This is a genomic window from Paenibacillus sp. FW126-R14 (assembly GCF_058789495.1).
Map to the genome: position 1 here is coordinate 20,660 of NZ_JBYTBS010000040.1, position 24,810 is coordinate 45,469.

The 24,810-nt window shown below is 47.2% G+C and carries 18 protein-coding genes; 11 read left to right on the plus strand and 7 right to left on the minus strand.

All coding sequences use genetic code 11. The annotated features are described in order from the left end of the window. Positions 1 to 62: 62 nt before the first annotated feature. The gene (locus tag AC3WRW_RS22340) at positions 63 to 1,604 is read right to left on the minus strand and encodes a glycoside hydrolase family 31 protein (RefSeq protein ID WP_492548498.1); all 1,542 of its coding nucleotides are present in this window, start codon (positions 1,602 to 1,604) and stop codon (positions 63 to 65) included. 261 nt (positions 1,605 to 1,865) lie between these two features. Here AC3WRW_RS22340 and AC3WRW_RS22345 point away from each other — a divergent pair, with 261 nt between their 5' ends. Together AC3WRW_RS22345 and AC3WRW_RS22350 are read left to right on the plus strand one after the other, a co-directional pair. Beyond that, positions 1,866 to 4,295, plus strand: a complete 2,430-nt coding sequence (locus AC3WRW_RS22345; protein ID WP_492548499.1) for a DUF4832 domain-containing protein — start codon at positions 1,866 to 1,868, stop codon at positions 4,293 to 4,295. Positions 4,296 to 4,485: 190 nt separating this feature from the next. Next, positions 4,486 to 5,502 (plus strand): LacI family DNA-binding transcriptional regulator, encoded by a 1,017-nt coding sequence (locus tag AC3WRW_RS22350; protein WP_492548500.1) that lies wholly within the window; start codon positions 4,486 to 4,488, stop codon positions 5,500 to 5,502. 80 nt (positions 5,503 to 5,582) lie between these two features. Here AC3WRW_RS22350 and AC3WRW_RS22355 read toward each other — a convergent pair whose 3' ends face one another. The 3 genes from AC3WRW_RS22355 to AC3WRW_RS22365 form a co-directional block, all read right to left on the minus strand. Then, positions 5,583 to 6,416 carry a carbohydrate ABC transporter permease gene (locus AC3WRW_RS22355; protein ID WP_492548501.1) on the minus strand — a complete coding sequence of 278 codons (834 nt, stop codon included), beginning with the start codon at positions 6,414 to 6,416 and terminating at the stop codon, positions 5,583 to 5,585. 11 nt (positions 6,417 to 6,427) lie between these two features. Beyond that, entirely contained in the window at positions 6,428 to 7,300 is an 873-nt protein-coding gene (locus AC3WRW_RS22360) for a carbohydrate ABC transporter permease (protein ID WP_492548502.1), read from the minus strand. 100 nt (positions 7,301 to 7,400) lie between these two features. Then, the gene (locus AC3WRW_RS22365; RefSeq protein ID WP_492548503.1) at positions 7,401 to 8,741 is read right to left on the minus strand and encodes an ABC transporter substrate-binding protein; all 1,341 of its coding nucleotides are present in this window, start codon (positions 8,739 to 8,741) and stop codon (positions 7,401 to 7,403) included. A 529-nt stretch (positions 8,742 to 9,270) separates the two neighbouring features. On the opposite strand from AC3WRW_RS22365, the gene AC3WRW_RS22370 reads away from it, so the two are divergent. From AC3WRW_RS22370 to AC3WRW_RS22400, 7 genes are all read left to right on the plus strand, one after another. Then, positions 9,271 to 10,614, plus strand: a complete 1,344-nt coding sequence (locus AC3WRW_RS22370) for an APC family permease (RefSeq protein WP_492548504.1) — start codon at positions 9,271 to 9,273, stop codon at positions 10,612 to 10,614. A 236-nt stretch (positions 10,615 to 10,850) separates the two neighbouring features. Continuing rightward, positions 10,851 to 11,924, plus strand: a complete 1,074-nt coding sequence (locus AC3WRW_RS22375; RefSeq protein WP_492548505.1) for an aromatic ring-hydroxylating oxygenase subunit alpha — start codon at positions 10,851 to 10,853, stop codon at positions 11,922 to 11,924. Positions 11,925 to 11,948: 24 nt separating this feature from the next. Next, positions 11,949 to 13,373, plus strand: a complete 1,425-nt coding sequence (locus tag AC3WRW_RS22380; protein ID WP_492548506.1) for an aldehyde dehydrogenase family protein — start codon at positions 11,949 to 11,951, stop codon at positions 13,371 to 13,373. 18 nt (positions 13,374 to 13,391) lie between these two features. Next, positions 13,392 to 14,864 (plus strand): aldehyde dehydrogenase family protein, encoded by a 1,473-nt coding sequence (locus AC3WRW_RS22385; protein ID WP_492548507.1) that lies wholly within the window; start codon positions 13,392 to 13,394, stop codon positions 14,862 to 14,864. Between the two features lie 19 nt (positions 14,865 to 14,883). Next, the gene (locus AC3WRW_RS22390) at positions 14,884 to 16,041 is read left to right on the plus strand and encodes an iron-containing alcohol dehydrogenase (protein ID WP_492548508.1); all 1,158 of its coding nucleotides are present in this window, start codon (positions 14,884 to 14,886) and stop codon (positions 16,039 to 16,041) included. Next, complete coding sequence (locus AC3WRW_RS22395; RefSeq protein WP_492548509.1) at positions 16,042 to 17,016, plus strand: NAD(P)/FAD-dependent oxidoreductase; 975 nt, start codon at positions 16,042 to 16,044, stop codon at positions 17,014 to 17,016. A gap of 36 nt (positions 17,017 to 17,052) precedes the next feature. Beyond that, positions 17,053 to 18,483, plus strand: coding sequence for an NAD-dependent malic enzyme (locus tag AC3WRW_RS22400; protein WP_492548536.1), 1,431 nt, complete (start codon positions 17,053 to 17,055; stop codon positions 18,481 to 18,483). A 96-nt stretch (positions 18,484 to 18,579) separates the two neighbouring features. On the opposite strand, the gene rpoN is transcribed toward AC3WRW_RS22400, so the two are convergent. After that, a complete protein-coding gene (gene rpoN / locus AC3WRW_RS22405; RefSeq protein WP_492548510.1) occupies positions 18,580 to 19,893 on the minus strand; it encodes an RNA polymerase factor sigma-54 in 1,314 nt (437 codons plus the stop codon). 233 nt (positions 19,894 to 20,126) lie between these two features. Here rpoN and AC3WRW_RS22410 point away from each other — a divergent pair, with 233 nt between their 5' ends. Then, positions 20,127 to 21,500, plus strand: coding sequence for a sigma-54 interaction domain-containing protein (locus AC3WRW_RS22410; RefSeq protein ID WP_492548511.1), 1,374 nt, complete (start codon positions 20,127 to 20,129; stop codon positions 21,498 to 21,500). Between the two features lie 7 nt (positions 21,501 to 21,507). On the opposite strand, the gene AC3WRW_RS22415 is transcribed toward AC3WRW_RS22410, so the two are convergent. Continuing rightward, positions 21,508 to 22,386 carry a LysR family transcriptional regulator gene (locus AC3WRW_RS22415; protein WP_492548512.1) on the minus strand — a complete coding sequence of 293 codons (879 nt, stop codon included), beginning with the start codon at positions 22,384 to 22,386 and terminating at the stop codon, positions 21,508 to 21,510. Between the two features lie 129 nt (positions 22,387 to 22,515). Here AC3WRW_RS22415 and zwf point away from each other — a divergent pair, with 129 nt between their 5' ends. Continuing rightward, a complete protein-coding gene (gene zwf, locus AC3WRW_RS22420; protein ID WP_492548513.1) occupies positions 22,516 to 24,042 on the plus strand; it encodes a glucose-6-phosphate dehydrogenase in 1,527 nt (508 codons plus the stop codon). A 61-nt stretch (positions 24,043 to 24,103) separates the two neighbouring features. Here the strand turns inward: zwf and AC3WRW_RS22425 are convergent, their stop codons facing one another. Further along, entirely contained in the window at positions 24,104 to 24,808 is a 705-nt protein-coding gene (locus tag AC3WRW_RS22425; protein WP_492548514.1) for a response regulator transcription factor, read from the minus strand. Between the last annotated feature and the right edge of the window lie 2 nt (positions 24,809 to 24,810).

A 24,810-nucleotide genomic window follows, 5' to 3' on the forward strand; every position in this document is an offset into this window, starting at 1 on the left:
CCGATTCTGTTTGTTAAATAAAACCAGCAAACCCTTGAGTTTGCTGGTTTCTTGCATTTCAGCTATATTTTTCGATACCACGGAAGCCTGGATAAAGGTGCTTGGACCTCCTCCACCGCCGGTCCTTGCACGATAGAGGCGTCATCGCCCATCCAGGTACCGGCTGGAAAATGAATTTTGCGCGAGGTTTGTCCTTTGATAAGTACAGGCGCTACGAGAATGTGATCGCCCAGCATAAATTGATCATTGATAAGGGCATATCCCTCATTAGGGAATACGTAATCCAAGTGCCGCATAATTGGCGCTCCGGTTGTTGCAGATTGTCGGGCTAGCTCCAGTATTTCTGGCCCCAATTGCTGCCTTAACTTCACGATGTCAAAGCAATAACTCAAGTGGTCCCCTTGAAGCACCCGCCAAGGAGCTAACGAAAATTGCATGATGGGGAACAGAGCGGAGCATTGCGCATACCTGACGAATAATTCGCTGTCAAAGGCGAAGTCGGGTGAATTAAAGTCTCCGTCCAATCCGCCCCCGATCATATCCGGACAATTGTAGGAATAACCCATCAGTCCTTGAACGATGCCATTAGGTATAAGGTCAGACAATCCACCGCGTCCCCACTTATGAGCTTTATCCCGCTGCCGTTGAATAAGCGATTGTCCGCCGTTCTTCCAAGACATCCGGTATTCGCTGAGCGGATACTTAGTTCCTATCTTTGCGAATGCATGGCAATCATCGTTGAGGGGGAGCGTGTTAGCCCATATAACGGATTTGCTAAAGTCATCGGCATCCGGAATGATGGGCTCTCCTGCGTCAAATTTAAAACCGTCGATCGCATAACTAGCAACGAGATCATCCAGTTGTTCGTGGAACCATTCCACCGCCTCTTTCATGGAATAATCAATCATAGCGCTGTAGCCGTTCCACCATTGACGTAAGGCGGGTGTATGATCTTTTGATTTAAGCAAATAGCCTTTGTTCTGAAGCAATCGAAAAACAGCGCTATCCGGACTGACATAAGGACAAACCCAGAGCATGACTTTAAATCCCAGTTGATGCAATTCGCGAACCATTTCCTTCGGATCGGGAAATCGTTCCTTATTGAATTTCCAGTTGCCATAGTCGATCATCCAATTGTCGTCAATGATTAATATCCCGGGAGGAAATCCTTGATTCAAAATGGATTTGGCATATTGAATGGTTTTATCTTGTGTCGGTTCGTAAAACATTTCAACCCATGTATTATATTGCGGTGATAGAAATACCAAGGGATCAGGAATCTTTCCCGAAGATGGAAAATAAGTGCGTGATACATGAGTGTAAGCTGCAGCTAGATTGTGATCGTTTTGCCCGACGATAACGGGACTATTCGCATGATGAATCAAAAGTTCATCTTCATGAAAAGAGAAAGCGAAAGGCTGATCACTCCAAACATATCGCCCTTTATTCGATAACAGCAAGGGAGATGCTTGATTATCGTCGATTGTGCGCAAGTTGCGCGAATAGTCGGCATTGCCGAAGGGCATGAGCGCGCCATCGTTGATAACCCCGCCCCACCAATATTCGCCATGCATGAGTTGTATCGATTGACAGGTATCCTCCATGTGAATAATCTCCTTGTAGTAAAATTTTTGCGCAAATAATTTATACTTTGATTTTATTCCTAATTTTTCTGACTGTCAATACGAGTTGCGCATTCTAACATATGAGGAAATATCAAGTGAAAAGTGATTGACGGCATCTAAGATAGAGAGTACACTTACCTTGTTAAAACTTGCGCAAATTTTTAACGTTGCTTTTTCTTGGATTAGGATCTATTTATTGATTTGAGTTGTAAGCGCAATCAAAAATAGGAGGTAAATGACATGAAAAAGATCAACCTATTTGCCGTTTTTTTGATTTTTACGATTTTGTTTATCCAACTGAACAAGGCTGATCTCCAAAACAAGGCACTCGCCGCCACGGGGAACATCACGGTGAATCTTTCCGAATCAAGCGAAGCTTTCAAAAACCCGATTATCGGGTTCAGACCTTCAAGATACATCAATGACTCCTCGTTTCCAGACAGAGAGTATTCGGATATTTACAAACACTATATTAAATATACGGATCTGGAGAACTATGCAACGGATTCGGTTCAGAAGATCAAAGACTGGAGCAATGCTTCTTGGGCAGGGATCGAAAATAAAAATATTAAAGTCGTTCCACGCGTTGTCATTGTGTATCCGGGTACCGGGGAATTCTGGCCAAATGGAGTGCCGCATAGCGATCCGGTGAACGAGTGGCTCTCTGATACGCTGAAATCCCGGCTGGTTGCTTTTATCGGCAAGCTGGGAGAAGCATGGGATAACGATCCCCGTGTAGCTGCCATTGAGCTTGGGCTATATGGAAACTGGGGGGAAAATCATATCTATCCGCTTAAATTCGCGGACGGCACGGATCGCATTCCATTAAGCTTCCAAACGGCACTAGGAGATGCTTATAAGGCCGCTTTTCATAACAAAAAAGTGATGATTCGCTATCCCGAAACGTTTACCAATTATAACTTCGGCATTCAGTGGGACTCCTTTGCTCTGCCGGATGACGCGGCTGGCGGCAACGGCGAGATTGCCAGAGATACGTGGAGAACGCAAATAAACAGCGGAGAAGTCGCTTATGATTGGGGAGATCAATCTAATCTTGGGGGAAGCCCGGATGGAACATTAGGCAGTCCCTCCAATACCAACTATGTGATTGATTGGATCATGAACACGCATACGTCCAGCTTAGGTTGGATCTCCGATTATAACGCGGGCAACAGCTCCGTTGAAGCTGGAGCTACAGCTATGCAGAAAGTGCTTGGTTACCGCTTTGTTATCAATCAAGCTACGTTCTCGGGCAACGTTTCACCTGGCGGGACAATGAGCGTTTCGCTTAATGTTGTAAACAAAGGCTCATCCCCTATGTATTACAAATGGCCGGTTGAAGCGAGCCTTCTAAAAGCAGATCGTTCCGTTGCGTGGACTGGGACTTTCAATACAGATATAACATCGTGGCTGCCGGGAACGAATTGGAACTCTTCCTCCAGGGCATACGCGAATGCCCCTGCCGTAAATACAGTTGCCGGTACCTTCACGATTCCGTCTAATTTGCCGGCCGGAACTTATACGTTGGCGGTATCCGTTCTTGATCCTGCTGGAAACAAACCAAGTTTAAGGTTTGCAAATACGAATTATTACACAGGCGGAAGAACGCCGCTCGGCAAAGTAGGAATCGGGCAAGATCCAAGCGATCAAAATCTCGGTACCTTCAATAGCTTGAAAAGCGATAGTACGCTATCTTACAGCCTTTCAGGCGGTTCCTCATCAACGCCGACGCCAACGCCGACATCAACCCCGACTCCTACACCAACACCAACGCCGGGATCGCAATCCTATGAGGCAGAAGCTAGCGCTAACACATTGACGGGCTCGGCTGCTGTGAGTTCTTGCCCTACCTGCTCAGGAGGGAATAAAGTAGGATACGTAGGAAACAACAACGGTACTTTGCAATTCAATAACGTCAATGTGACAAGTGCTGGAACCTATACGCTTAAAATAGATTATTTGAACGGGGACTCCAGCAGGTCAGCAAGCATGAGCGTTAATGGAGGAACAGCCGTATCGTTAAATTTCCCAAGCAGCGGCGGATGGACAACGGTGGGAACGTTACAAACCACAGTAAACTTGCAAGCTGGCAACAATACGATCAAGTTCTCCAACGCGACGGCGTATGCGCCAGACTTCGACCGAATTACGATTGTTGGCGGAGGGACGTCAACTCCGACTCCGACGCCAACCGCAACGCCCACACCAACGCCCACACCAACGCCCACTGGCAGTTTGCTCTTAGATAATTTTGACAATACGCCAGCCTGGCCGGGCAATAACGACCTGGGCAAATGGACGGGAGCCAATGGTTTTACGAACGGAACGGGAGGTTCCGGTGCCATCAATGGCAAAGGTCTCACCTTGCAATATAACAACAACGGATGGTTTGGCAGCGATGTACTGCAGGACATTTCAGCCTATAGCACAATGATTATCCGTGTAAAAGGGAGTGCCGGCGGCGAACAAAATCAATTCCACCTTGCGCTTGGAGGAGTTGAGAAAACGCTGGGAGCGTTTAGCGGCGATACCATTACAACATCTTATAAAGATATTGCCATAAATCTAGTAAGCAATGGCGTGAATCGCACATCCCCAGGACAGCTTACGATGTCATTCTGGTGGGGCGGCAGCGGAACCATTACAATCGATGAAATCAGATTTCAATAAGTATAATTGATGCGTGATTGGCCCATACTGTCGACCATGTCGCGGAATGGGCCATTTCTTTTCATTTTGCAACAAGAGATATTGACATAAAGGAATAAACGGGCATACAATTAATTAACATTGCAAGAAATTGCGCATTTTTTTTCAAATAAACCATCTTTCCCTTCGGGAAGGAAAAAGGAAGATCGTCATGCTGAAATTAAAAGATATCGCCGAAATTGCTAACGTTTCCGTCACTACGGTTTCCAGGGTGTTGAACAATAAAGGGAACTTCAGCGAGGAAACCAAACAAAGAGTATTGGATGTTGTGAAAGAATACTTATACACGCCAGGTACCACGCTGCAAAAGCTAAGTAATATCTCTTATACGATCGGCGTCTTCATTCCAAATCAAAATGATTTTATCGATGATGATCCTTCGTCTTCTGTCGATTTGAACAATCTGAAAGAAGAGTTGGAGAGTTTAGGGCATAAGCTTGTCTTGACAACAAATACAGGTAAAATCGATCGATCCTCCATGTCCAATAAAATGATTCAGGAAAAATTGATCGATGCCGCCATCATTTTTGCGCCTTTTACGAATGATGAGCTTGTTGATGAATTAATCACGAACAACATTCCTTACTTCGTTACGAATGGGCGGAATATGGAGAAGGACTGGAATTACATTGATTACAATAACTACAATGGGGCTAATAACGCCATTCACTATTTATATAATCTGGGACACCGCAACATTGGCATTATTGCCGGTCCTGTCGATCATTTGGTCAATATGAATCGGATGCAAGGCTGCATGGATGCATTCAAAAGTCTGAATTTGCAGGTGGCAGACGAGCAGATCAGTTATGGTTCTTTCAGTTTGACGCACGGTTACGATGCGGCGAAAGCGATATTGCAGGGGAATTCTAACATAACGGCGTTTTTCTGTTTTGACGACATCATTGCTTTTGGAGCCATGAAGGCCATATTCGAGCTTAATTTGAAAATACCCGATGATATCTCCATTGTTGGCTTCGACGATCTGAAATTATCGGAGTTCATGATTCCGCCGCTAACAACGGTAAGACGGTTTAAATATGATATTAACCAGCTCATTGTCAAATTGCTTATTGATTTGATCGGCAACAAATATATTGAAAATATTCATATCAGCTTAAAGACGGAATTGATCGAAAGAAGCTCTTGTAAGGAGATTAAACCGTAGTTTGTACCTTGTTCACGTTCAAAAGTCCACAGTCAGGGGAGGGATTCCTCGCAGACTGTGGCTTTTTTGTTGTGTGCCGACTATTTTAAACCGGTGAATGCGACGCCTTCAATAAAGCGTTTTTGGAAAATGATAAATACAATGAGCATAGGTATGATGGCCATAATCGCACCCGCCATTAAGGTAGGATAATCCGTTTGATATTGTCCCACGAGATTTCGCAAACCGGTAGCTAAAGTCAATTTATCAGGGCTGCTGTTCACGATAAAAGGCCATGTAAATTCGTTCCAAGTCCATAGCGTATGGATGATGGCAACGGCTGCCAAAGCCGGTGTGACCAGTGGGAGCAATACCAAACGAAGCGTCTGATAATGGTTGCACCCATCGAGAATTGCCGCTTCTTCGAGTTCTTTCGGCAAACCCAGGAAAAACTGCCGCAGCAAAAATGTTGCGAAAGGGCTGACCAAGCCTGTAATAAATAAGGCCGGAACCGTATTGATCAAATGCAGCTTGTTGAGAATGAAATATTGAGGCGTATAAAATACGGGATTTGGTACGAGCATGACCGATAGAACCAGGAAAAAGAGAAAGTTTTTAGCCGGGAAGACGATTTTGGCAAAGGCGTAAGCAGCCATGGAACTGAAGATCAGCGGCCCGACCGTTCTGAAGAAAGCGGCAATAATCGTGTTGAGATACAGGTGAGTAAAAGGGAGCGCCTTCCAAGCGTTGGGAAAGCTCTTCGGATTGAAGTGCGACGGGAAATATTTGAAAGGAATTTGCGTCGTCTCGGTTACGGTTTTGAAAGAAGTCAGAACCATCCAGATGAATGGAACCAACATGGCGATGGCGCCAATAATTAAGACAGTTTGGGCAAAATAATTGGTTTTGGTATACGATTTAATATGAGCACTCATTTGATGGCCTCCTATTCGTAAAATACCCACTTTTTCGACAAACGAAATTGTATGGCTGTCAAAATGAGGTTGATGAACAATAAAATATCGATGATCGTCGAACCGTAATTGGGATCGTCCATCGTATATGTATTGATATAATAAGAGAAAACAAGTGAGCGAACATCGTCCAGAACGATGCTGTTTTTGCCGACTAAAAATAAAATGCCGTCAAAAACTTGCGTTCCTTCAATGACGGAAATGATGGCTACGAAAAATAAGGTAGGCGTAAGCAAAGGGAGTGTAATATGCCAAAATCTCCTCAAAGCATTAGCGCCTTCAAGAGCAGCGGCTTCGTATAAGGAAGCTGGGATCGATTGTAAGCCGGCAAGAATGATGACCATCTTCAATCCGACGCTTCCCCAGACTGAGGTGGTGACAAGTGCCAGCATGACCGTCCTTGAATCGGACAACCATCCGATATCTGTTCCGAGCACATGATTGATAAGCCCGTAATCCTTGTTAAACAAAACGACCCACACCAAGGCTGTTGCGGCGGGAAGTGTAATTTGCGGCAGAAAATAAATCGTTCGGAATAGGGATATTCCTTTAATTTTTTGATTTAACAATAAGGCAAGAATCGTCGATGCCACTAATACGAGCGGAACGAATAAAATGACATAATGGAACGTGTTCCATAAATCTCCCCAAAATTGCTTGTCTTCCACCAGCCTTCTGTAATTGTCCAAACCGACCCATTTGTTGCTTAAACCGAAATTTTCGGATTTTACAAAGCTTAGCAGCACGGATATGATAACAGGAATCACATAAAAGAAACTGACTAAAAGTACGGTAGGAGCCACCAACAGATAAGCGGGTAAGTATTGGTTTCGGAATTTTGACATTTTCTTTTTTCAACACTCCTTGCCATAGTTTAAAAAGTAATTGGCTCTGTAAACCTTCAGAGCCAATTACTTTTAGGTCTGATCTAAACGGATGAAGCCATTATTTTTCTGCGGCGATCGCGTCGTTCATAGCTTTCGCAACCGCTTTTGCAGCGTCTTCGATGCTTTGTTTGCCGCCAAACGCCGGAGCCATGATTTGCGATTCTTTCTCAAACCAAACCGGATAAGACTTCGAGCCCGCCGGATATGGGGTAGCTTCTTTGGCTTGCTCCGGGAAAACCTTCAAATTCAGATCCGTTTTCGATTTCAGCCATGCATCTTGGGTATCTTTAAATGCCGGAATTGCAGCGCCTTTATCGGCAAATATTTGCGCAGCTTGCTTGGAGCCCAGGAATTTCGTTAGCAACCAAGCTTCATCTTGATGCTTGCCTGCAGCCGACATGGAATAGCCTAAACCGTTAATGATATTGCCGCGGGTTTTCGGTCCTTTTGGAAGCTTAGCCCAATCCCACTTGCCTTTGATAATATCGCTGGAATAAATATCGTTGATTTGCCATGATCCCTCGAACATCATCGCCAGTTTTCCGGATTTAAACATTTCGCGAGGATCTGTATCCGTCATTTGCTGCTGTGTCGGTGAGGATTTGTCCAGGATCATTTGATATCTTTGTTTTAGTGCGGCAATCGATTCAGGGGAATCGTAACCGGATTTTTTCATGTCTGGAGAAAGGATGGAACCGCCGAAGGACAACATATCATTCCAGTATCCGATTTGAGTGTCTGCTTTAGCGGCAAACCCATAAACGCCCTTGCTTGGATCTGTAAGTTTTTTGGCCACTTCAGCTAATTTCGCATAATCCCATGTGTCATCAGGAAATGGAATATTCGCTTTTTGGAATAGATCTTTGTTATAGGCTAAGCCGATCGTGTCGAAATCTTTAGGCACTGCATAAGGGACGCCATCTAAGGTGTAGACGTTTCCTAAGTTTGCCACGTAGTTGTTTAGATCGATTTCCCCGGCTTTCACTTTGTCTGTGAGTGGTTTAATGAATTTTCCTGTTGCATATTTCAAGAACTGACCGCTGTGCATCCAGAAAACATCGGGCAATGTGCCTGAGGTGGCTTCGGCCGATCGTTTGACCCAGTAATCGTTCCAAGGAGTAACTTCCACTTTTACAGTAATATTGGGGTTTGCTTTCATGAATTCCGCTGTGATGGCTTCCGTTGCTTCCTGCTGGCCTTTATCCCAAATCGCTAAGGTCAATGCTACAGAATCTTTTTTTGCTTTCGGTGCTTCGGTTGCTGTTGCTGTTTCTGTTTTTGGTTTTTCTGCCGGTGCGGAGGTTGCAGTGCTTGTTGTACTGGAGCTGCAGCCTGATAAAACAACGGAAGAAACAAAGAAAGCGCTTAACAAAGTGGTAACAATTTTCTTATTACTCATACTTTTCCCCCTTGAGCATTGATATTTGACTACAGAATGTATGGTTTATGCTAGGATAAATATTTGCGCAAAATATTTTCCTGTACTCACATTGTAATTTAGGCACTGATCTTGTGTCAATAGATTTCGCACCTTTTTTAAGTTGCAACGTCTATTCTTATACTCTATTAGTATGATTTGAATTCGTTTTCAAGTTCATGAACCTGTGGAAGAAGGGGACTTGTATAGAAGTTTAATTATTTGCGCAAAAAATAATCTAGGCAAGAAAGCGACATTTTTCGGTGATGATATAATGATTAATGATTAGAAGAAAATATGTGAAATTGAGTCTGAATAGACTCATAGAGTCGATTTCAACTCAATATCGTCGAGAAATAAGGCCGCATAAGGGCCAATGAAAGCATATTATCGTAATATTTCATATTGGCACGCTTTCTGCTTGATAATAATGATGAAACATTTTATTCAGAGATTGTCGATTTATTTGTAAGCGCAATCATCTAGATACGACATTTTAGGAGGTATTCACATGGGAGAGCAAGGGACGCAATTGAAGAGAACGCTCGGATTTTTTGGCGTGTTCATTATCGGATTGTCGCTTTTAACGCCTACGACTGTTTTTACGACTTTCGGTATCGCATCGGGATATACGAAGGGGCATGTGCCGTCTGTGTATCTGTTTGCTATGTTTGCTATTTTGTTCACGGTTTTGAGTTATGCAGCTATGGTTAAGCTTTATCCGCGATCAGGTTCGGCTTACACCTACTCGCAGCAGGCTTTTCATCCGAATGTTGGCTTCATGGTCGGTTGGGGTACGCTATTCGATTATTTATTTCTGCCCATCGTGTATGTGCTGTCGGTTACTACGTATATGGTTCCTTATTTCCCCAATGTTCCAATGTGGGTATGGGTTGTCGGTACGCTGCTCATCACGACGGTATCCAATGTGTTTAACGTGAAGATCGCGGTGTCGGTCAGTACAGTTCTGATTGTGCTGCAGCTAGCTATCTCGGCTGTGTTTGTCGCGCTCCTCATCCAGTATCAGTACAATGGGAACGGTGCGATTCTATCTTTAGCGCCGTTTTACTCGCAAGGACTGACCTTGCCGATCATGTTGTCAGGCTCGGTCATCCTGGCTTACGGTTTCATCGGATTCGATGCGGTGAGTACGCTGGCCGAAGAAACGAAAAATCCGACGAAAACTTTGCCTAAGGTCATGATTGCGCTCGCCTTGTTTATTGGAATTCTGTACACGACGATTACCTATTTCATGCAAGTGGCTTTTCCGGATGTGTCCGTCTTCTCTGCACCTGATGCCGCTGCTATGGAAATTGCCGATATTATCGGCGGAGCATTCTTTACGGCTGTTTTCCTTGGCATCATTATTACAGCGATTCTCGTTGGCTGCATCGCCGCGCAGATGGGCTCATCCAGACTTCTGTATGCTATGGGACGGGATAACGTATTTCCGGAGAAAATTTTCGGACATCTGCATCCGAAAACAGGTATTCCGGTATATAACATCCTGCTTACAGGCGTCTTCGGCCTTACCTCCATCTTCCTAACCTTGGATGAGGCGGCATCGATCATCAGCTTTGGCGCGTTTACCGCCTTCACGTTCGTTAACCTGAGCTTGATTATGCACACCATTCGCAACAAAAATTATGGAACGGCATGGAAAGCCATCAGGAACATCTTGTTTCCTGTCATCGGGACGGCCTTCTTGGGTTTGATGTGGTACAACATCGACCCGACGGCCTTGAAACTGGGGATTATTTGGAATATCGGGGGCTTTATTTTCCTTCTGTTCCTTACCCGCTTGTTCAAACGTCAAGCTCCGTCGCTTGCCATAGACGAAGCTCACGAAGATTAATCTCATAGTGACCGACTCAAGCTGAGTACCTATTGACTAAAGTGAGTTAAAACGAACTCGAAAGTGCATGGGTTTCATCCGGACAAGCCGCTTTAGTATGGATTTATCAAGGCTTCATTGAGGTTGGCACGCTTTCTGCTTTATCTATTCATAGGTCATTCAATTTGACTTCACAGTTTGAAAGCGTAATCAGAACAAATTGAATCTAACGCTATGGAAAAGGGGCTACGGACGTCATGACGAACGCAAAAGATGCAATTCAACAGGATTTTTATCCATCGATGCCTTATTACTTATACGCTAAACCCGAAGTACACGAGCAAGAGAAAACCCATATTTTCGCGAATTCATGGAATTTTGTGGGTCACATCAGCCTTGTTCCTAAACCGGGAGACTTCTTTACTTGCGACGTGGCCGGACAGCCGATCATTATCGTACACGATCAAGACGGCGTCATTCGGGCATTCTATAATGTCTGTCCTCATCGGGCAACCAAGGTGGAGAAAGAGGAATTTGGATCCAAAAAAATATTAATGTGCGGTTATCATGGCTGGACCTTCAAACTGGACGGCTCCCTGAACCGAACGCCGAATTTCAAAAATTGCGACGGGCTGTGCAATGGCGAATTTGATTTGAAGAAGGTTAGGCTGGAAATCAAATCTCATTTGATGTTCATTACATTCGATGAGACGATCCCTCCTGTCGGAGAAGTGTATCATGATTTCTTTGAAGATATTGCGAGCTTCCCGTTCCTGGACCGATTGAAGAAGAATCAGGTAAGAAAACGCATCATCAAGTGCAACTGGAAAGTATTCATTGACAACTTCCTGGAATGCGACCATTGCCCAATCGCTCACCCGGGCTTCGTAGCTACTTTGGATATGAGCAAATATAACATTATTAACGGGGATTACTGTAATATTCAGGGCTCTTCCCTGAAGCCGAGCCGCAGCGATTTGAACGATGCTGAGGTTCAGGAAGGGCGGTTTTACTGGCTCTGGCCGAATGCGATGGTTACGGTTTATCCGGGGCCGGGCAACATCTCCACGATTCAGATGATTCCGATTGACCACGAGACGACGCTCGGCATCTATACCTTCTATTTGGAAGGAGACGAGCCGACCGAGGAGCAGAAAGCGCTGATGGATTTCGCAGAGGTTGTGCGCAATGAGGATGTTGAGCTCGTGGAGCTTGCCCAAATCGGCTACCGCTCCAATGCCTTTGGCCGGGGAATCTGTTCGCCGACAGAACACGGGGTGCACCATTTTGCTCAATTGGTACAGCAGGCTTTAGGATTAGGAGATGAGTGATGAAGCTCGAAAGGGGATTAAACGATGAAACAACAACGACTGTTTATTAATGGGGAATGGATTGCGGCGTCAGAATACACGGTGCTTAAGTCTCCGTACTCGGGGGAGTCGATTGCGGAAATTCCTGTCGCATCCTTAGATGAGGTGGACCGAGCCATCGAGGCAGCCCATGAGGCGCGGGCTGTCATGGCGGCCATGCCGGCGCATCAACGCGCGGCAATTTTGGAGAAACTGGCCGCATTAATGACCGAACGTGCAGATGATGCTGCACGAATTCTAGCTCTGGAAGCAGCCAAACCGCTGACAACAGCCAAGACGGAAGTGCAGCGCACGATACAGACGTACAAATTCGCGGCCGAGGAAGCTAAGCGTATTCATGGGGAAACAATTCCGCTGGATGCGGCGCCTGGAGGAGAAGGCCGAATCGCTTATACGACTCGGGAGCCGCTCGGTGTTATCGGAGCAATCACACCGTTTAATTTTCCGATGAACCTGGTTGCTCATAAAGTAGGTCCGGCCATTGCGGCTGGCAATACGATTGTGCTGAAGCCAGCCGCCCAAACGCCATTATCGGCCTTTTTCATTGCGGAGCTGCTGCTTGAAGCCGGCCTCCCGGCAGGCGCGCTGAATGTCGTAACGGGAAGCGGCCGGCTTGTCGGCGATCGGATCGTGACCGATGAGCGAGTCAGCATGATTACCTTTACGGGAAGTCCGGAGGTAGGAATCGGAATCCGCAGCAAAGCGGGCTTAAAGCGGGTGACACTTGAGCTAGGGTCCAATGCGGCGGTTATTATTGACAAAGGAGTCGACTTGGACAAAATTGTTTCCCGCTGCGTAACCGGCGCTTTCAGCAATCAGGGTCAAGTATGCATTTCCTTGCAGCGCGCCTATGTACACGAGGCAGAGTATGAGCGCTTCGTTGAGAAGTTCGTAGCGATCACGCAAAGGTTAGTCGTTGGAGATCCCATGAAACCGGAAACCGATTTGTCAGCTTTGATCGCACCGGGCGAGAATGCGCGAGTGCTGCAATGGATCGAAGAAGCCAAACAGCATGGAACGGTTGTAGCGACAGGCGGGGAGGTCCGGGATGGCGTATTGCTTCCTACGGTATTGCTCAATGCGGATCAAGCGTTGAAAGTATCCTGCCAGGAAGCTTTTGCGCCTATCGTTGTTATCAATAAGGTGTCTTCTATTGCTGAAGCGATCGGACACGTCAATCATTCACGCTTTGGTTTGCAGGCAGGAATTTACACCAATGATATTCACACGGCTTTGGATGCGGCGGAGAAGCTGCACGTCGGCGGCGTCATCATTAACGATATTCCCACCTTCCGGGTGGATCATATGCCCTATGGCGGGGTCAAAGAAAGCGGCATCGGCCGCGAAGGGATCAAATATGCGGTCGAAGAGATGACCGAAATGAAGCTGGTCGTTTTCAATCGAAATTAACGGAAAGGGTGAACTCGCATGCTGCACCTTAGAATGTTCATTGATGGCGAATGGAAGGAAGCCGCTGACGGGAAGGTTAGAGAAATTCTGAATCCTGCTAACGGCGAAGTCATTGCCCAGGCGGTAGAAGGAAATGCGGCGGATGCCCGAACGGCGATTGAAGCTGCAAGACAGTCGTTCGACAGCGGGGTATGGGCGGATTTGGGCGGATCGGAACGAGCTGCTTATCTATTTAAAATCGCAGATGCCATTGATGCAAATACAGAAGAACTAGCACGCCTGGAGTCGCTCGACAATGGGAAGCCGATTCGCGAGGCGCTATATGATGTCACCGATACGGCGGCTTGCTTTCGCTATTATGCCGGCTTAATTACGAAGCCCGACGGGCATACGCTGAACGTTCCTGGGGACGTGCAAACGCTGGTGGTCCGTGAACCAATTGGGGTATGCGCGCTAATAGCTCCTTGGAATTATCCGCTGCTGATGGGAGCTTGGAAAATAGCTCCGGCACTCGCGGCGGGCAACTCGATTATTTATAAACCATCGCAGGTGACGCCGGTAACGGCTGTTAAACTGTTTGAAATCATAGAAAGGGCAGGCATTCCCAAGGGAGTGGCGAATCTCGTCCTCGGTCCGGGTAGCGCCATAGGCAACGAGATGTCGGAAAGCCCGCTAGTCGACAGCATCTCCTTCACGGGGGGCACGGAAACTGGGCGTACGGTCATGAGAGCGGCGGCAGGCAATTTGAAAAAGATTTCGCTGGAGCTGGGCGGCAAGTCGCCGAATATTATTTTCGCGGATGCAGATTTCGAGACGGCTGTAGATTACGCTTTATACGGGATTTACCTGGGGAGCGGGCAAGTGTGCTCGGCTGGCTCCCGGATTTTGGTCGAGGAAGAGATTTATGAAGCTTTCGTGGAACGCTTCGCGGAGCGGGCGAAGCAAATTCGTGTCGGCCCTGGCGATAGACCGGATACGGAGATGGGGCCTCTGGTCAGCAAAGCGCACATGGAGAACGTGCTTCGTTATGTTGAGATCGGCAAGGAGGAAGGGGCCCGGTTGATCTGTGGCGGGTATCAGCTTGAAGGAGAAGGGCTGCAAGGCGGGAACTATGTTGCGCCTACGGCATTCGCAGACGTACGTTCCGATATGCGCATTGTATCTGAAGAAATCTTCGGTCCCGTCGTTGTCATCCAGATGTTCAGCGATGAGCAGGAAGCGATTAGACTCGCCAATGAAAGCGAGTATGGTTTGGCAGGGGCGGTCTTTACAAAGGACGGAGCCAAAGCGCTTAGAGTCATTAAGAAGCTTCGTGCGGGAATTACGTACATTAATACGTATCATCTCGGTTTTGTCGAAGCGCCATGGGGCGGTTACAAACAAAGCGGTATCGGTCGCGGTCTGGGCATTTTCGGCTTGGACGAATATCAGGAAGTGAAGCAGATCAACATTAACTTGCAAGTAGAACCCATCGGTTGGTTTGAAAAATAAAGGACAGGAGGCGTGCAGCATGAACTTTCAATTTTTGCTTCCGACACAGGTCGTAGTGAAAAAAGGCGTACGGCATGAGACAGCTGCCTATTTGCTGGAACACGGCATTCGCCACGTACTTATCGTAACGGATAAAGGTGTCAAGCAGGCAGGACTGCTTCAAAATATTTATGCGAGCTTAGAGCAAAACGGTGTGACGGCGGACGAGTATTCGGACGTCAAGCCTAACCCGCGGGACACAGATTGCGATGCCGCTGCCGAGCACTTCCGCGGGAAGAATATCGAGGGTATCTTAGCCGTCGGCGGGGGCAGTGCGCTCGACACGGCTAAGGCGATCAGCATCCTATACACGAATGGCGGTTCCATTCGGGATTATGAAGGTGCATCTGTCGCACAGAAAGCGCCGATTCCGGTCATCGCGATCCCGACAACGGCGGGTACGGGGAGCGAAGTGACCCTGTGGTCGATCATTACCGACACGGATCGCAATTACAAAATGCCGATCGGAGACTTCCGAATGGCCCCGAAGGTTGCTTTGCTGGACGTGGATTTGACAGCATCCTTGCCAGGACCGATCGCCGCCAGCACAGGCATGGACGCACTTACGCATGCGATTGAGGCCTATACTTGCCGGGTTGCATCGCCGATTACGGATGGTCTGGCCTTACACGCGATCAAAATGATCAGGGAGAATCTCCTGCATTCCGTTTACGGGGAAAACAATGAAGCCGCCAGGGAGAATATGCTGGTGGGGAGTCTAATAGCCGGCGTAGCGTTCGGCAATGCGGACACGGCGAGCGTACACTGTCTATCCGAGGCGATAGGCGGGTTATACGATACGCCGCATGGCATCGCCAACTCCATTTTCTTGCCGTACGTATTCAAGCACAATATGGATGCCAATCTGAAGAAGCATGCGGATGTGGCCTATGCTCTTGGCGTTAACCCTTGGGTACAGCCGGCTGAAGCGGCGGAAGAGGCTGTCAGTATCTTGTTCGAGTTGTGCGAGCAGCTGAAAATACCGAAGTTCCATCAGATCGATCGCGTGAATCCGGAGGATTTCTCCAAGCTTGCGGACAAATGCATGATGAACTGGGGAAATCAGGATAATGCAAAAGTTATGACGCACGAGGACTATGTTGCGATTTTGCAGGATGCTTTTGAAGGGAAGATCTAAGTGAATGATATTATTATAATCGGCGGCGGCCCGGCGGGCATGTTCGCCAGCTTCTATGGCGGGATGAGGCAGACGTCCGTTAAATTAATCGAAAGCATGCCGCAATTGGGAGGCCAACTGGCAGCTTTATACCCGGAGAAATATATCTATGATGTTGCCGGCTTTCCGAAAGTAACGGCTCAGGAGCTTGTGGACAATCTGGATAAGCAAATGAAGCATTTTCCGATTGAGATTTGTTTGGATGAACGCGTTGTTAATGTGAAAAAGAAGGACGAGCGCTTGTTCGAGATCACGACAGATAAAGGAGTTCACTATAGCAAAGCGGTCATTATTGCGGGAGGAGTAGGGGCCTTCGAACCGAGGCGCTTGGATTTGCCGGAAGCTTTAGGCTACGAAAAGATCAACTTGCATTATTTTGTGAATGATTTGAGCCAATTTAAAGGGCAAAAGGTGCTTATTAGCGGCGGGGGAGATTCCGCTGTGGATTGGGCCTTGATGCTGGAGCCGATTGCGGAGAAAGTTATGCTCATCCATCGCAGGGATAAGTTCCGCGCCCATGAGCACAGCGTCGAGAACTTGTTGAACTCTGCTGTAGACATCCAAACACCGAAGGAAATAACGGGATTGCACGGTGCGGATCGGATCGAGCAGGTTGCACTGCGTGATTGCAACACAGGAGAAACGGAAGTGCTGGATGTCGATGCCGTCATCGTTAATTTTGGCTTCGTGTCCTCTCTGGGTCCAATCAAGGATTGGGGGCTGGAGATCGAAGCCGGATCGATCGTCGTCGATTCACGCATGGAAACCAGCGTTTCCGGCATTTTCGCCGCAGGCGATATTACGACGTATCCCGGCAAGCTGAAATTGATCGCCGTTGGATTCGGCGAAGCACCTACAGCGGTGAATAACGCAAAGGTTTACATCGATCCGACAGCCAAGCTTTCGCCCGGGCATAGCAGCAATATGAAGCTGTAACCAACATGGAAAGTCGCAGAAAGGGTGAAGAGTAAAATGGGGGAAAGCAGCAGCAAAGTGCTTGGCGGGAAAAGCGTCATTCTTCGATTGGAAATCGATGCGGGACAGATGAATTTCGGGCTGGTCGCGACAATCATCACCAGCATGGGCGGAGACATGATTGCGATAGACACCATTCATATGGGGCATGAGAACAGCATCAGAGATATTACCGTAAACGTTATAGACGCTAGCGATATTGCGAAAATTACCGAAGCCATCCAGAAAATACCTGGCGTTCGGTTGGTGAATACTTCGGATCGAACCTTCTTGCTTCATTTGGGAGGCAAAATCGAAGTTGCTCCGAAGGTCACCATACAGAATCGGGATGATCTATCCCGCGTATACACGCCGGACGTCGCGCGCGTTTGCACGGCGATTCATGAGAATCCGGACAAGGCCTATTCCTTAACGATCAAGCGCAATACGGTAGCGGTGATATCGGACGGTACGGCTGTGCTTGGGCTTGGAGATATCGGGCCGAGAGCCGCGATGCCTGTCATGGAAGGAAAAGCGATGCTGTTTAAGCAGTTTGCGGGGGTAGACGCCTTTCCCATATGCTTGGATTCTCAGGATACGGAAGAGATCATCAAAGCGATTAAGCTTATGGCTCCTGCTTTCGGAGGCATTAATTTAGAGGACATCGCGTCCCCCAGATGCTTCGAGATCGAGAGAAGACTGAAAGAGGAGTTAGATATTCCGGTCTTCCATGACGACCAGCACGGAACTGCGGTGGTGCTGTATGCGGGACTTATCAATGCGCTTAAAATCGTAGGCAAATCTATCCATGATATTAAAGCTGTTGTGTGCGGAATCGGCGCCGCAGGCGTTGCTATCAGCAACATTCTGCTAGCGGCAGGCATTAAGGAGCTGATTGGGGTGGATAAAGAAGGGATTCTTGTTGCGGGACAATCCTACTCCAACTCGATCAAGGAAAGCTATGCCCAATATACGAATCCGAACCGTATTCAGGGCGGGCTGAAGGAAGCGCTGAAGGGAGCAGATGTTTTCATCGGCGTATCCGCAGCGGGGCTGCTGAAAAGGGAATATGTTCTTGAGATGGCCTCTAATCCGCTTATATTCGCTATGGCCAATCCGCAGCCGGAAATCCTGCCTCATGAAATTGAAGATATTGCCGCTGTCGTTGCGACGGGACGATCGGACTTCCCGAATCAGATCAATAACGTCCTTTGTTTCCCGGGGATGTTCCGTGCCGCATTGGACTGCCGGGCGAGTGTCATTAATGAGGAGATGAAGCTTGCCGCAGCAGAAGCTATCGCATCCGTGATTACCGATGACAAGCTGAGCAAATACGATATCGTGCCGAGCGTATTCGATCAGAAGGTCGTGGAGCGCATCCGGGATCGGGTTATTCGCGCAGCCATCGAGACGAAGGTTGCACGCCGGATTCCGAAAGAGTACAGGTAGACATTGAGGGATCCCCATGTTGCAGGTTGGCGGATTCCAGAGGAAGCAAGCACAAAAATGCGGAGCCTTGATAGGTATTATCATGGCTCCGCTTCGCTATGCTTCATAGCGTTTTCGTTGGGCAGTCGACAGAATGTTCATTTGCTCTCTATATTTTGTTATCGTACGGCGAGAAATCAGTATGCCTTCTTGCTGCAGGATTTCTGATATTTTAAGATCTGATATCGGAGCGCGCTTATCTTCTGAGCAAATAATATCTTTTATTCGTTCTTTGGCGGTCAGTGCCGAAACAGATTCCCCGTCGGTTTGCTTCAGTGCGGAGGAGAAGAAAAACTTGAGTTCATAAAATCCCCAAGGTGTCATGATATATTTATGATTGACGGCGCGGCTGACGGTAGAGTCGTGAATATTTAATTCTTCCGCGATGATGCGCATGGAGATGGGCTGAATATGAGAAGGGCCATATTTGCAAAACTCCGTCTGCTTATCGAAGATCGCTGCGGCAATCTTCAACAGTGTTGACTTCCGGTAATCGAGACATTGCATGATCCAGCGGGCTTCTTGTCGCTTTTTACGAAGAAAGTGTTTTACATCTTTAGGCTGCTGCTTTTCTAGCAGAAGATCCGAATAATGAGCATTTAAGCGAACCCTCGGCAAAAAATCATTCTCAAGATAAATTTCGAAAGCTCCATGATTATTGCGTAAAAATAAATCGGGAATGACGTACTGCGGCTTATCATGTCCGAACATCGCGCCAGGCTTTGGATTCAATTCTTTAATTCGGTCAATGGCCTCTTGGATAGCTGAAGGCTCGACGGCGTATTTTTTGGCAAGTAGCTTAATTTTTCCGTTTGCGATGGGCTGTAATTCAAATTGGATCAGATGACTAATGAGACTGTCCTTCCGATCAGCTGGGGAAAGCTGAAGCAAGAGGCATTCCTCCAACGAAGAAGCAGCTAACCCGGCAGGATCTAGGCCTTGGATCATCGTGACGATTTTTTTCACCAAGGATAACTCGGTGTTCAAATAATTGGCGATCCATTCTGCCGTTTGCGTTAAGTAACCGTTATCGTCCAAGCAGCCCACAATGAAAGAACATACGCGAGATTCAAGTGAGGATAAAGGCAATTGTTCCATCACGATGTCTTCCAGTTTAGGGGAAGCGGATGTATTTATATTTAACCACCAGTCGCTGGGTACAGCGGAAGCGTACGGTTTATGGGAACTGCGGGATATACCTGAAACGGTTTGGCTTGGGGGGAGAATATCCATGATCGGATTATCGTTTGCAAGCGTATGCAAATGTTCCTGAAGATCGATTGAAGATAGCTGCAGGATTTCCATGGATTGTCGCATGCTTGTGGTGATTGCAAGTTGATTTCGCTGATTCACTGACAATCCGATTTCCATATAGCTGCACCCCTGTCATTTTGTTATCGTTTTCTCTCTTCATTATAATATCATTGGGATTAGACCTCTATAGCAGGTTATTCCTATTAAATATATAAGCAATAATCGTGCCAACATCATAGGCTCCAGGATTCCTGCGAAAAAAACGGATTTAACGGGCTAACTGAGAGTTATAATAAACTCAATGCGCAAAATCATGACTCAATTTCATGTAGCCAGAAGGAGAAACGGCGATGTCATCTGCTAACCCGATCGATCCCAAATTAGAAATATCCACCGAGATGCTGCAAAAAATATTGGATCATTCCTCCGATGAAATATTTGTAGTGGACGGGAACAAACGAATCGTTTATGTCAACCGTGTATGCGAAAGGCATTACGGGCTGAAACCATCCGAAGTCATCGGTAAAAATGTAATGGAACTCTATGAAGAAGGGTATTGGACGCCATCCATTATTCCTTCAGTTTTTGAAGAGAAAAGAACAACCGTGATGAAGCAAACGACTTATCTGGGAGGAGAGCTCCTCACAACGGCCGTTCCCTTACTGAATAACCAAGGGGAAATTGAACTTGTCGTGATTACTTCGCAGCAGCTGCAGCATTTCACCACGATACGCCACGGTCAAGAAGAGACAGCGGCTGAGGAAAACGTGCAATCGGAAATCAACGTGATCACGAACAGCGATAAGATGAAGAAGATATTGAAAATGTGCCAGAAGATCGCGGTAGTCGATTCTACCGTTCTTATTAGCGGAGAATCCGGAACAGGCAAAGGCGTGCTCGCGCAATACATTCACTCCGTTAGCAACCGCAGATCAGGTCCTCTGCTCACGATCAACTGTGCGGCCATTCCGGAAGAATTATTGGAGTCCGAATTGTTCGGTTATGCACAGGGGGCTTTTACAGGGGCGAACAAGGCAGGCAAACAAGGGCTAATTGAATCGGCGAATAAGGGCACCTTGTTCATGGATGAGATCGGCGAGCTCTCGCTGAAGCTTCAGGCCAAGCTGCTGCAAGTGATCCAGGACCGGGAGTTCATTCCTGTCGGAGGGCGTGAAACGAAGAAGGTCGATATTCGAATCATCGCCGCAACCAATCGGAATTTGCTGGAAATGACCCAGAATAAGCAATTCCGGGAAGATTTGTATTATCGTTTGAATGTAATCGATATTCGGGTGCCTGCACTGCGGGAAAGAGCAGAGGACATTACCCCTCTAACGTATTATTTTCTTAATAAATTCAACAAGAAATATGATATGAATCAACTGATTTCGCTTGAAACCATCGACATTTTCAATCAGTTTCCTTGGCCGGGCAATCTGAGGCAGCTGGAGCATTTGATCGAGAAGCTCGTCGTAACGGCAGATTCGGCTATTGAGCCTCAGGATTTACCGGAAATTTTCCGGAAATATACGGAAGCTCCCGCAGCAGCCTCCTCGTCCACATTAGACAAAGCCGTGGAGGATTTGGAGAGAAATATGATACAGCTCGCCTATCAAAAGCATAGAAGCAGCCGGAAAGTTGCCGACGAGCTGCAAATTAGCCAGACCAAAGCCTCACGAATGATCCGCAAATACGTTGACGGCGCCGCGCAGGATGACGTTTAGCAGCAGTCTATTGAACCAGCTCAATAAACCCCTTGGCTGAACTGGAAAGAGGCATGTTGCGCATCGTCATAATCCCCACGTGAGTAGGCGGCAGCTGCACGTCTAACTGAATCTCGAAGAGGGAGCCTTCTTCAAGCTCCTTCGCAATAAATTCTTTGGTCACGTAAGAGATCCCGTGCCCTTTCCGCGCAAACTCGATGAGAAGCTCCACGCTCCCGACCTCGATTTCAGGCTTGAGCTCATAGCCGTAGCTTTGAAATAATTCCGTAATGGCCATACGTGCCCGGCTATTGCGCGAGAATAGAATGATGGGATGCTGGAGCAGCATATCCAGCGATAGAACCGCGCCTTTAAGCTCGGCATAATGGGCCCCCGCTACAAAGCAATCCTTAAGCTGAATACTTTCCCTCACTTCAAGCTGGGAATCCACAATCGGCATACGAACGACGCCCAAATCGATTCTGCCTTCTTTTAAGAAGGAAATGATTTCCGGCGTTGTTCCATGATTCAGGTGAAGTTTGATACCAGGCCGCTTCTGATGAAAGTCTTCCAGGAACGGAAGCAAATAATGCTTGAACAATGAATCGCTGCCGCCGATTCGCAGCTCGCCGCTGTCCAGATTTTTAAGCGCTGCCATTTTTTCTTCTGCCCGTGATATGAAGTTCTGGGATTGCTCGATGTAGGAAAAAAGGATAGCTCCCTCTTGGGTCAAGGCAACCCCTTTGGAATTCCTGTAAAACAAGGCGATGCCAAAGCTGTCTTCCAGCTGTTTGATGGCGTGGCTGACGCTAGGTTGGGTAATGTATAAAACCTTGGCAGCCTGAGTCAAACTGCCTGTCTTCGCAGCCCAATAAAAAACCTTATACAATTCGTAATTGTTGATCATATATGCTGTCTATATCTCCTGTGAAATATATTAATTTCATTAATGGATAATATTTTATTATAGTGGAATTACGAATAAGAAACCAGAGCTGCGGATGATCAAGGGAGTTCGGTTGGAAGGAGTATGAACATGGAATCAACTACATTTGTTTTGTTTGGAGCGACAGGGGATTTAGCCAAAAGAAAAATTTACCCTGCTCTGTATAATTTGTTTGTCGATCACAAGCTGCCGCCATCATTCTCTTTGTTTGGTCTTGGAAGAAGAGAACTGTCTGACGAGTCGTTCCGGGCGCATGTCGAGCAATCTATCGCTATGTTCTCCAGACGTAAAGCGAATAATCCTGAATTGATGGAAAAATTCTTGCGTATATTCCGCTATAGTGTACTGAATATAGACCATATAGAAGATTATCAGAAGCTGCTGCGGTTGATCGAACAAAGGGAAGAAGAGCTTCGCCTTTCGCCGAACCGCATGTTCTATTTATCTGTCGGACCTGAATTTTTCGGAACGATCGCTGACAACATCGAGGAAAGCGGGCTTGGTTCCGCGAGTGGCTGGAAGCGTCTGGTGATCGAGAAGCCTTTCGGCCATGATTTGCAATCTGCCCGGGATTTGAATCAGAAGCTGAGCAAAGCTTTTGCGGAACACGAAATTTTCCGAATCGATCATTATCTCGGCAAGCCGATGGTGCAGAAGCTTGAGGCTCTGCTGCAGAGCAATCCTGTTCTTCGTGCAATATGGGCTAATGATTACATTGCCAACGTTCAGATTACGGCCAACGAAACAGTCGGTGTGGAAGAAAGAGCGGGGTATTACGATCATACAGGCGCGTTAAGAGACATGTTTCAAAACCATATGCTGCAATTGCTGATGATGCTGACGATGCACCTTCCGAACAAAAGCAATTCCGAGCTGGTGCGTTTCAAGAAGAAAATGGTGTTGGAAAACCTCGAGACGCTGCAAAAACAAGATGTTAGCGCCAACGTTATCCGCGGGCAGTACAAAGCAGGAACGATCGCTGGAAAATCAGTCATCGGCTATACTTCCGAACCCGGGATTGCTAGTTCATCCTTGAACGAAACGTTTATTGCGGCCAGAATGCAGATCGACGATTTCTTTTGGCGGGGAGTCCCTATTTATATCCGGACAGGCAAAAGAATGCAGGAGAAATCAACCCGGATCGTGATTGAGTTCAAAGAACCGTTTAAGAAGGTCTCGCAAGCCAGCGATGACGGTCAAGTGCCTAATCTTCTGGTCTTTGAAATTAGTCCGAACGAGCGCATTTCGCTGCAATTAAATACGAGGGATCCGCAGCATTCCGGGAAGTTCAAGCCCATGCAAATCGATTTCCATAACAGTCATGAAGATGTTCCCGAGGCTTACGAAAACTTAATTTACGATGCTTTTCAAGAAGATCCTACGTTTTTTGCCCATTGGGACGAAGTTGAATTGGCCTGGGCTTGGGTTCAACCCATCTTGGAGGCATTCCAAGAGAATTTGCTTCCGCTTCATTTGTATGCGGCGGGCACTAACGGACCGGCCGAGTCCGATGCTTTGTTGGCGGAGAACGGCCATCATTGGTGGTTCGATTCGAAGGCTCAACAAGAGATTGAAGTCAATGAAGAAGAACTTTATGCGCATCAGTTAAATAAATGAAGCTTCTGAGAGCGATAAGCTGGATTGGATGAATCTTTGAATCTTTGAATCTTTGAACAATCTAATCCAAACAAAACTTGTAGCCGAATCCGCGCACTGTCACCACATAACGCGGATTCCCCGGGTCTTCTTCAATCTTTTTACGAAGATTACGGATATGCACCATCACCGTACGTTCATCACTTTCCCGATCCCAACCCCAAATGCGGTCATATAGCTGCCCGACATTGAATACTTGGTTGGGGTTCTCGATGAAGAAAGTAAGGAGCTGCTTCTCCTTGGCATACATGGGGATGACAGCTCCATTTATCTTTACCTCGTATTTGCCCAAGTCCACTTCCAGACGCCCATGCCGCCACAGTTGGCCGTCTTTGCGCTTTCCCGCTTGGGAAGCAGCGAGTACGGAACGGCGGAGATGACCTGTGACCCGCGCCACCAGCATCTTCGGATTGAACGGCTTGACGACATAATCGTCTGCGCCGTTTTCCAAGCCGGCAATGATGTCATCGCTTTCCCGTTTGCAGGTCAGGAAAAGGATAATGGCATTGGAATTGGCGCGAATTCGCTGGCATAGTTCCATACCGTTCGCATCGGGAAGCATAATGTCGAGCACAAACAGATCGAATCGCTCCTTGGCAGCGAGCTCCATCGCTTGCTCGCCGTTTTCTGCGACGGATACCCGGTATCCTTCCTTGACCAAATATAGCCGGACTAACTCGCGAATATCTTCCTCGTCCTCGACCAACATAATATGTTCTCCCGCCATCC

Bases quoted from the DNA above. Each gene is read 5' to 3' on its own strand.
- AC3WRW_RS22415 (WP_492548512.1), bottom strand. From the start codon at position 22,386: ATGATCAACAATTACGAATTGTATAAGGTTTTTTATTGGGCTGCGAAG.
- AC3WRW_RS22340 (WP_492548498.1), bottom strand. From the start codon at position 1,604: ATGGAGGATACCTGTCAATCGATACAACTCATGCATGGCGAATATTGG.
- AC3WRW_RS22360 (WP_492548502.1), bottom strand. From the start codon at position 7,300: ATGTCAAAATTCCGAAACCAATACTTACCCGCTTATCTGTTGGTGGCT.
- AC3WRW_RS22355 (WP_492548501.1), bottom strand. From the start codon at position 6,416: ATGAGTGCTCATATTAAATCGTATACCAAAACCAATTATTTTGCCCAA.
- AC3WRW_RS22425 (WP_492548514.1), bottom strand. From the start codon at position 24,808: ATGGCGGGAGAACATATTATGTTGGTCGAGGACGAGGAAGATATTCGC.
- AC3WRW_RS22365 (WP_492548503.1), bottom strand. From the start codon at position 8,741: ATGAGTAATAAGAAAATTGTTACCACTTTGTTAAGCGCTTTCTTTGTT.
- AC3WRW_RS22400 (WP_492548536.1), top strand. From the start codon at position 17,053: ATGGGGGAAAGCAGCAGCAAAGTGCTTGGCGGGAAAAGCGTCATTCTT.
- AC3WRW_RS22350 (WP_492548500.1), top strand. From the start codon at position 4,486: ATGCTGAAATTAAAAGATATCGCCGAAATTGCTAACGTTTCCGTCACT.
- AC3WRW_RS22370 (WP_492548504.1), top strand. From the start codon at position 9,271: ATGGGAGAGCAAGGGACGCAATTGAAGAGAACGCTCGGATTTTTTGGC.
- AC3WRW_RS22345 (WP_492548499.1), top strand. From the start codon at position 1,866: ATGAAAAAGATCAACCTATTTGCCGTTTTTTTGATTTTTACGATTTTG.
- zwf (WP_492548513.1), top strand. From the start codon at position 22,516: ATGGAATCAACTACATTTGTTTTGTTTGGAGCGACAGGGGATTTAGCC.
- AC3WRW_RS22385 (WP_492548507.1), top strand. From the start codon at position 13,392: ATGCTGCACCTTAGAATGTTCATTGATGGCGAATGGAAGGAAGCCGCT.
- AC3WRW_RS22410 (WP_492548511.1), top strand. From the start codon at position 20,127: ATGTCATCTGCTAACCCGATCGATCCCAAATTAGAAATATCCACCGAG.
- rpoN (WP_492548510.1), bottom strand. From the start codon at position 19,893: ATGGAAATCGGATTGTCAGTGAATCAGCGAAATCAACTTGCAATCACC.
- AC3WRW_RS22375 (WP_492548505.1), top strand. From the start codon at position 10,851: ATGACGAACGCAAAAGATGCAATTCAACAGGATTTTTATCCATCGATG.
- AC3WRW_RS22390 (WP_492548508.1), top strand. From the start codon at position 14,884: ATGAACTTTCAATTTTTGCTTCCGACACAGGTCGTAGTGAAAAAAGGC.
- AC3WRW_RS22380 (WP_492548506.1), top strand. From the start codon at position 11,949: ATGAAACAACAACGACTGTTTATTAATGGGGAATGGATTGCGGCGTCA.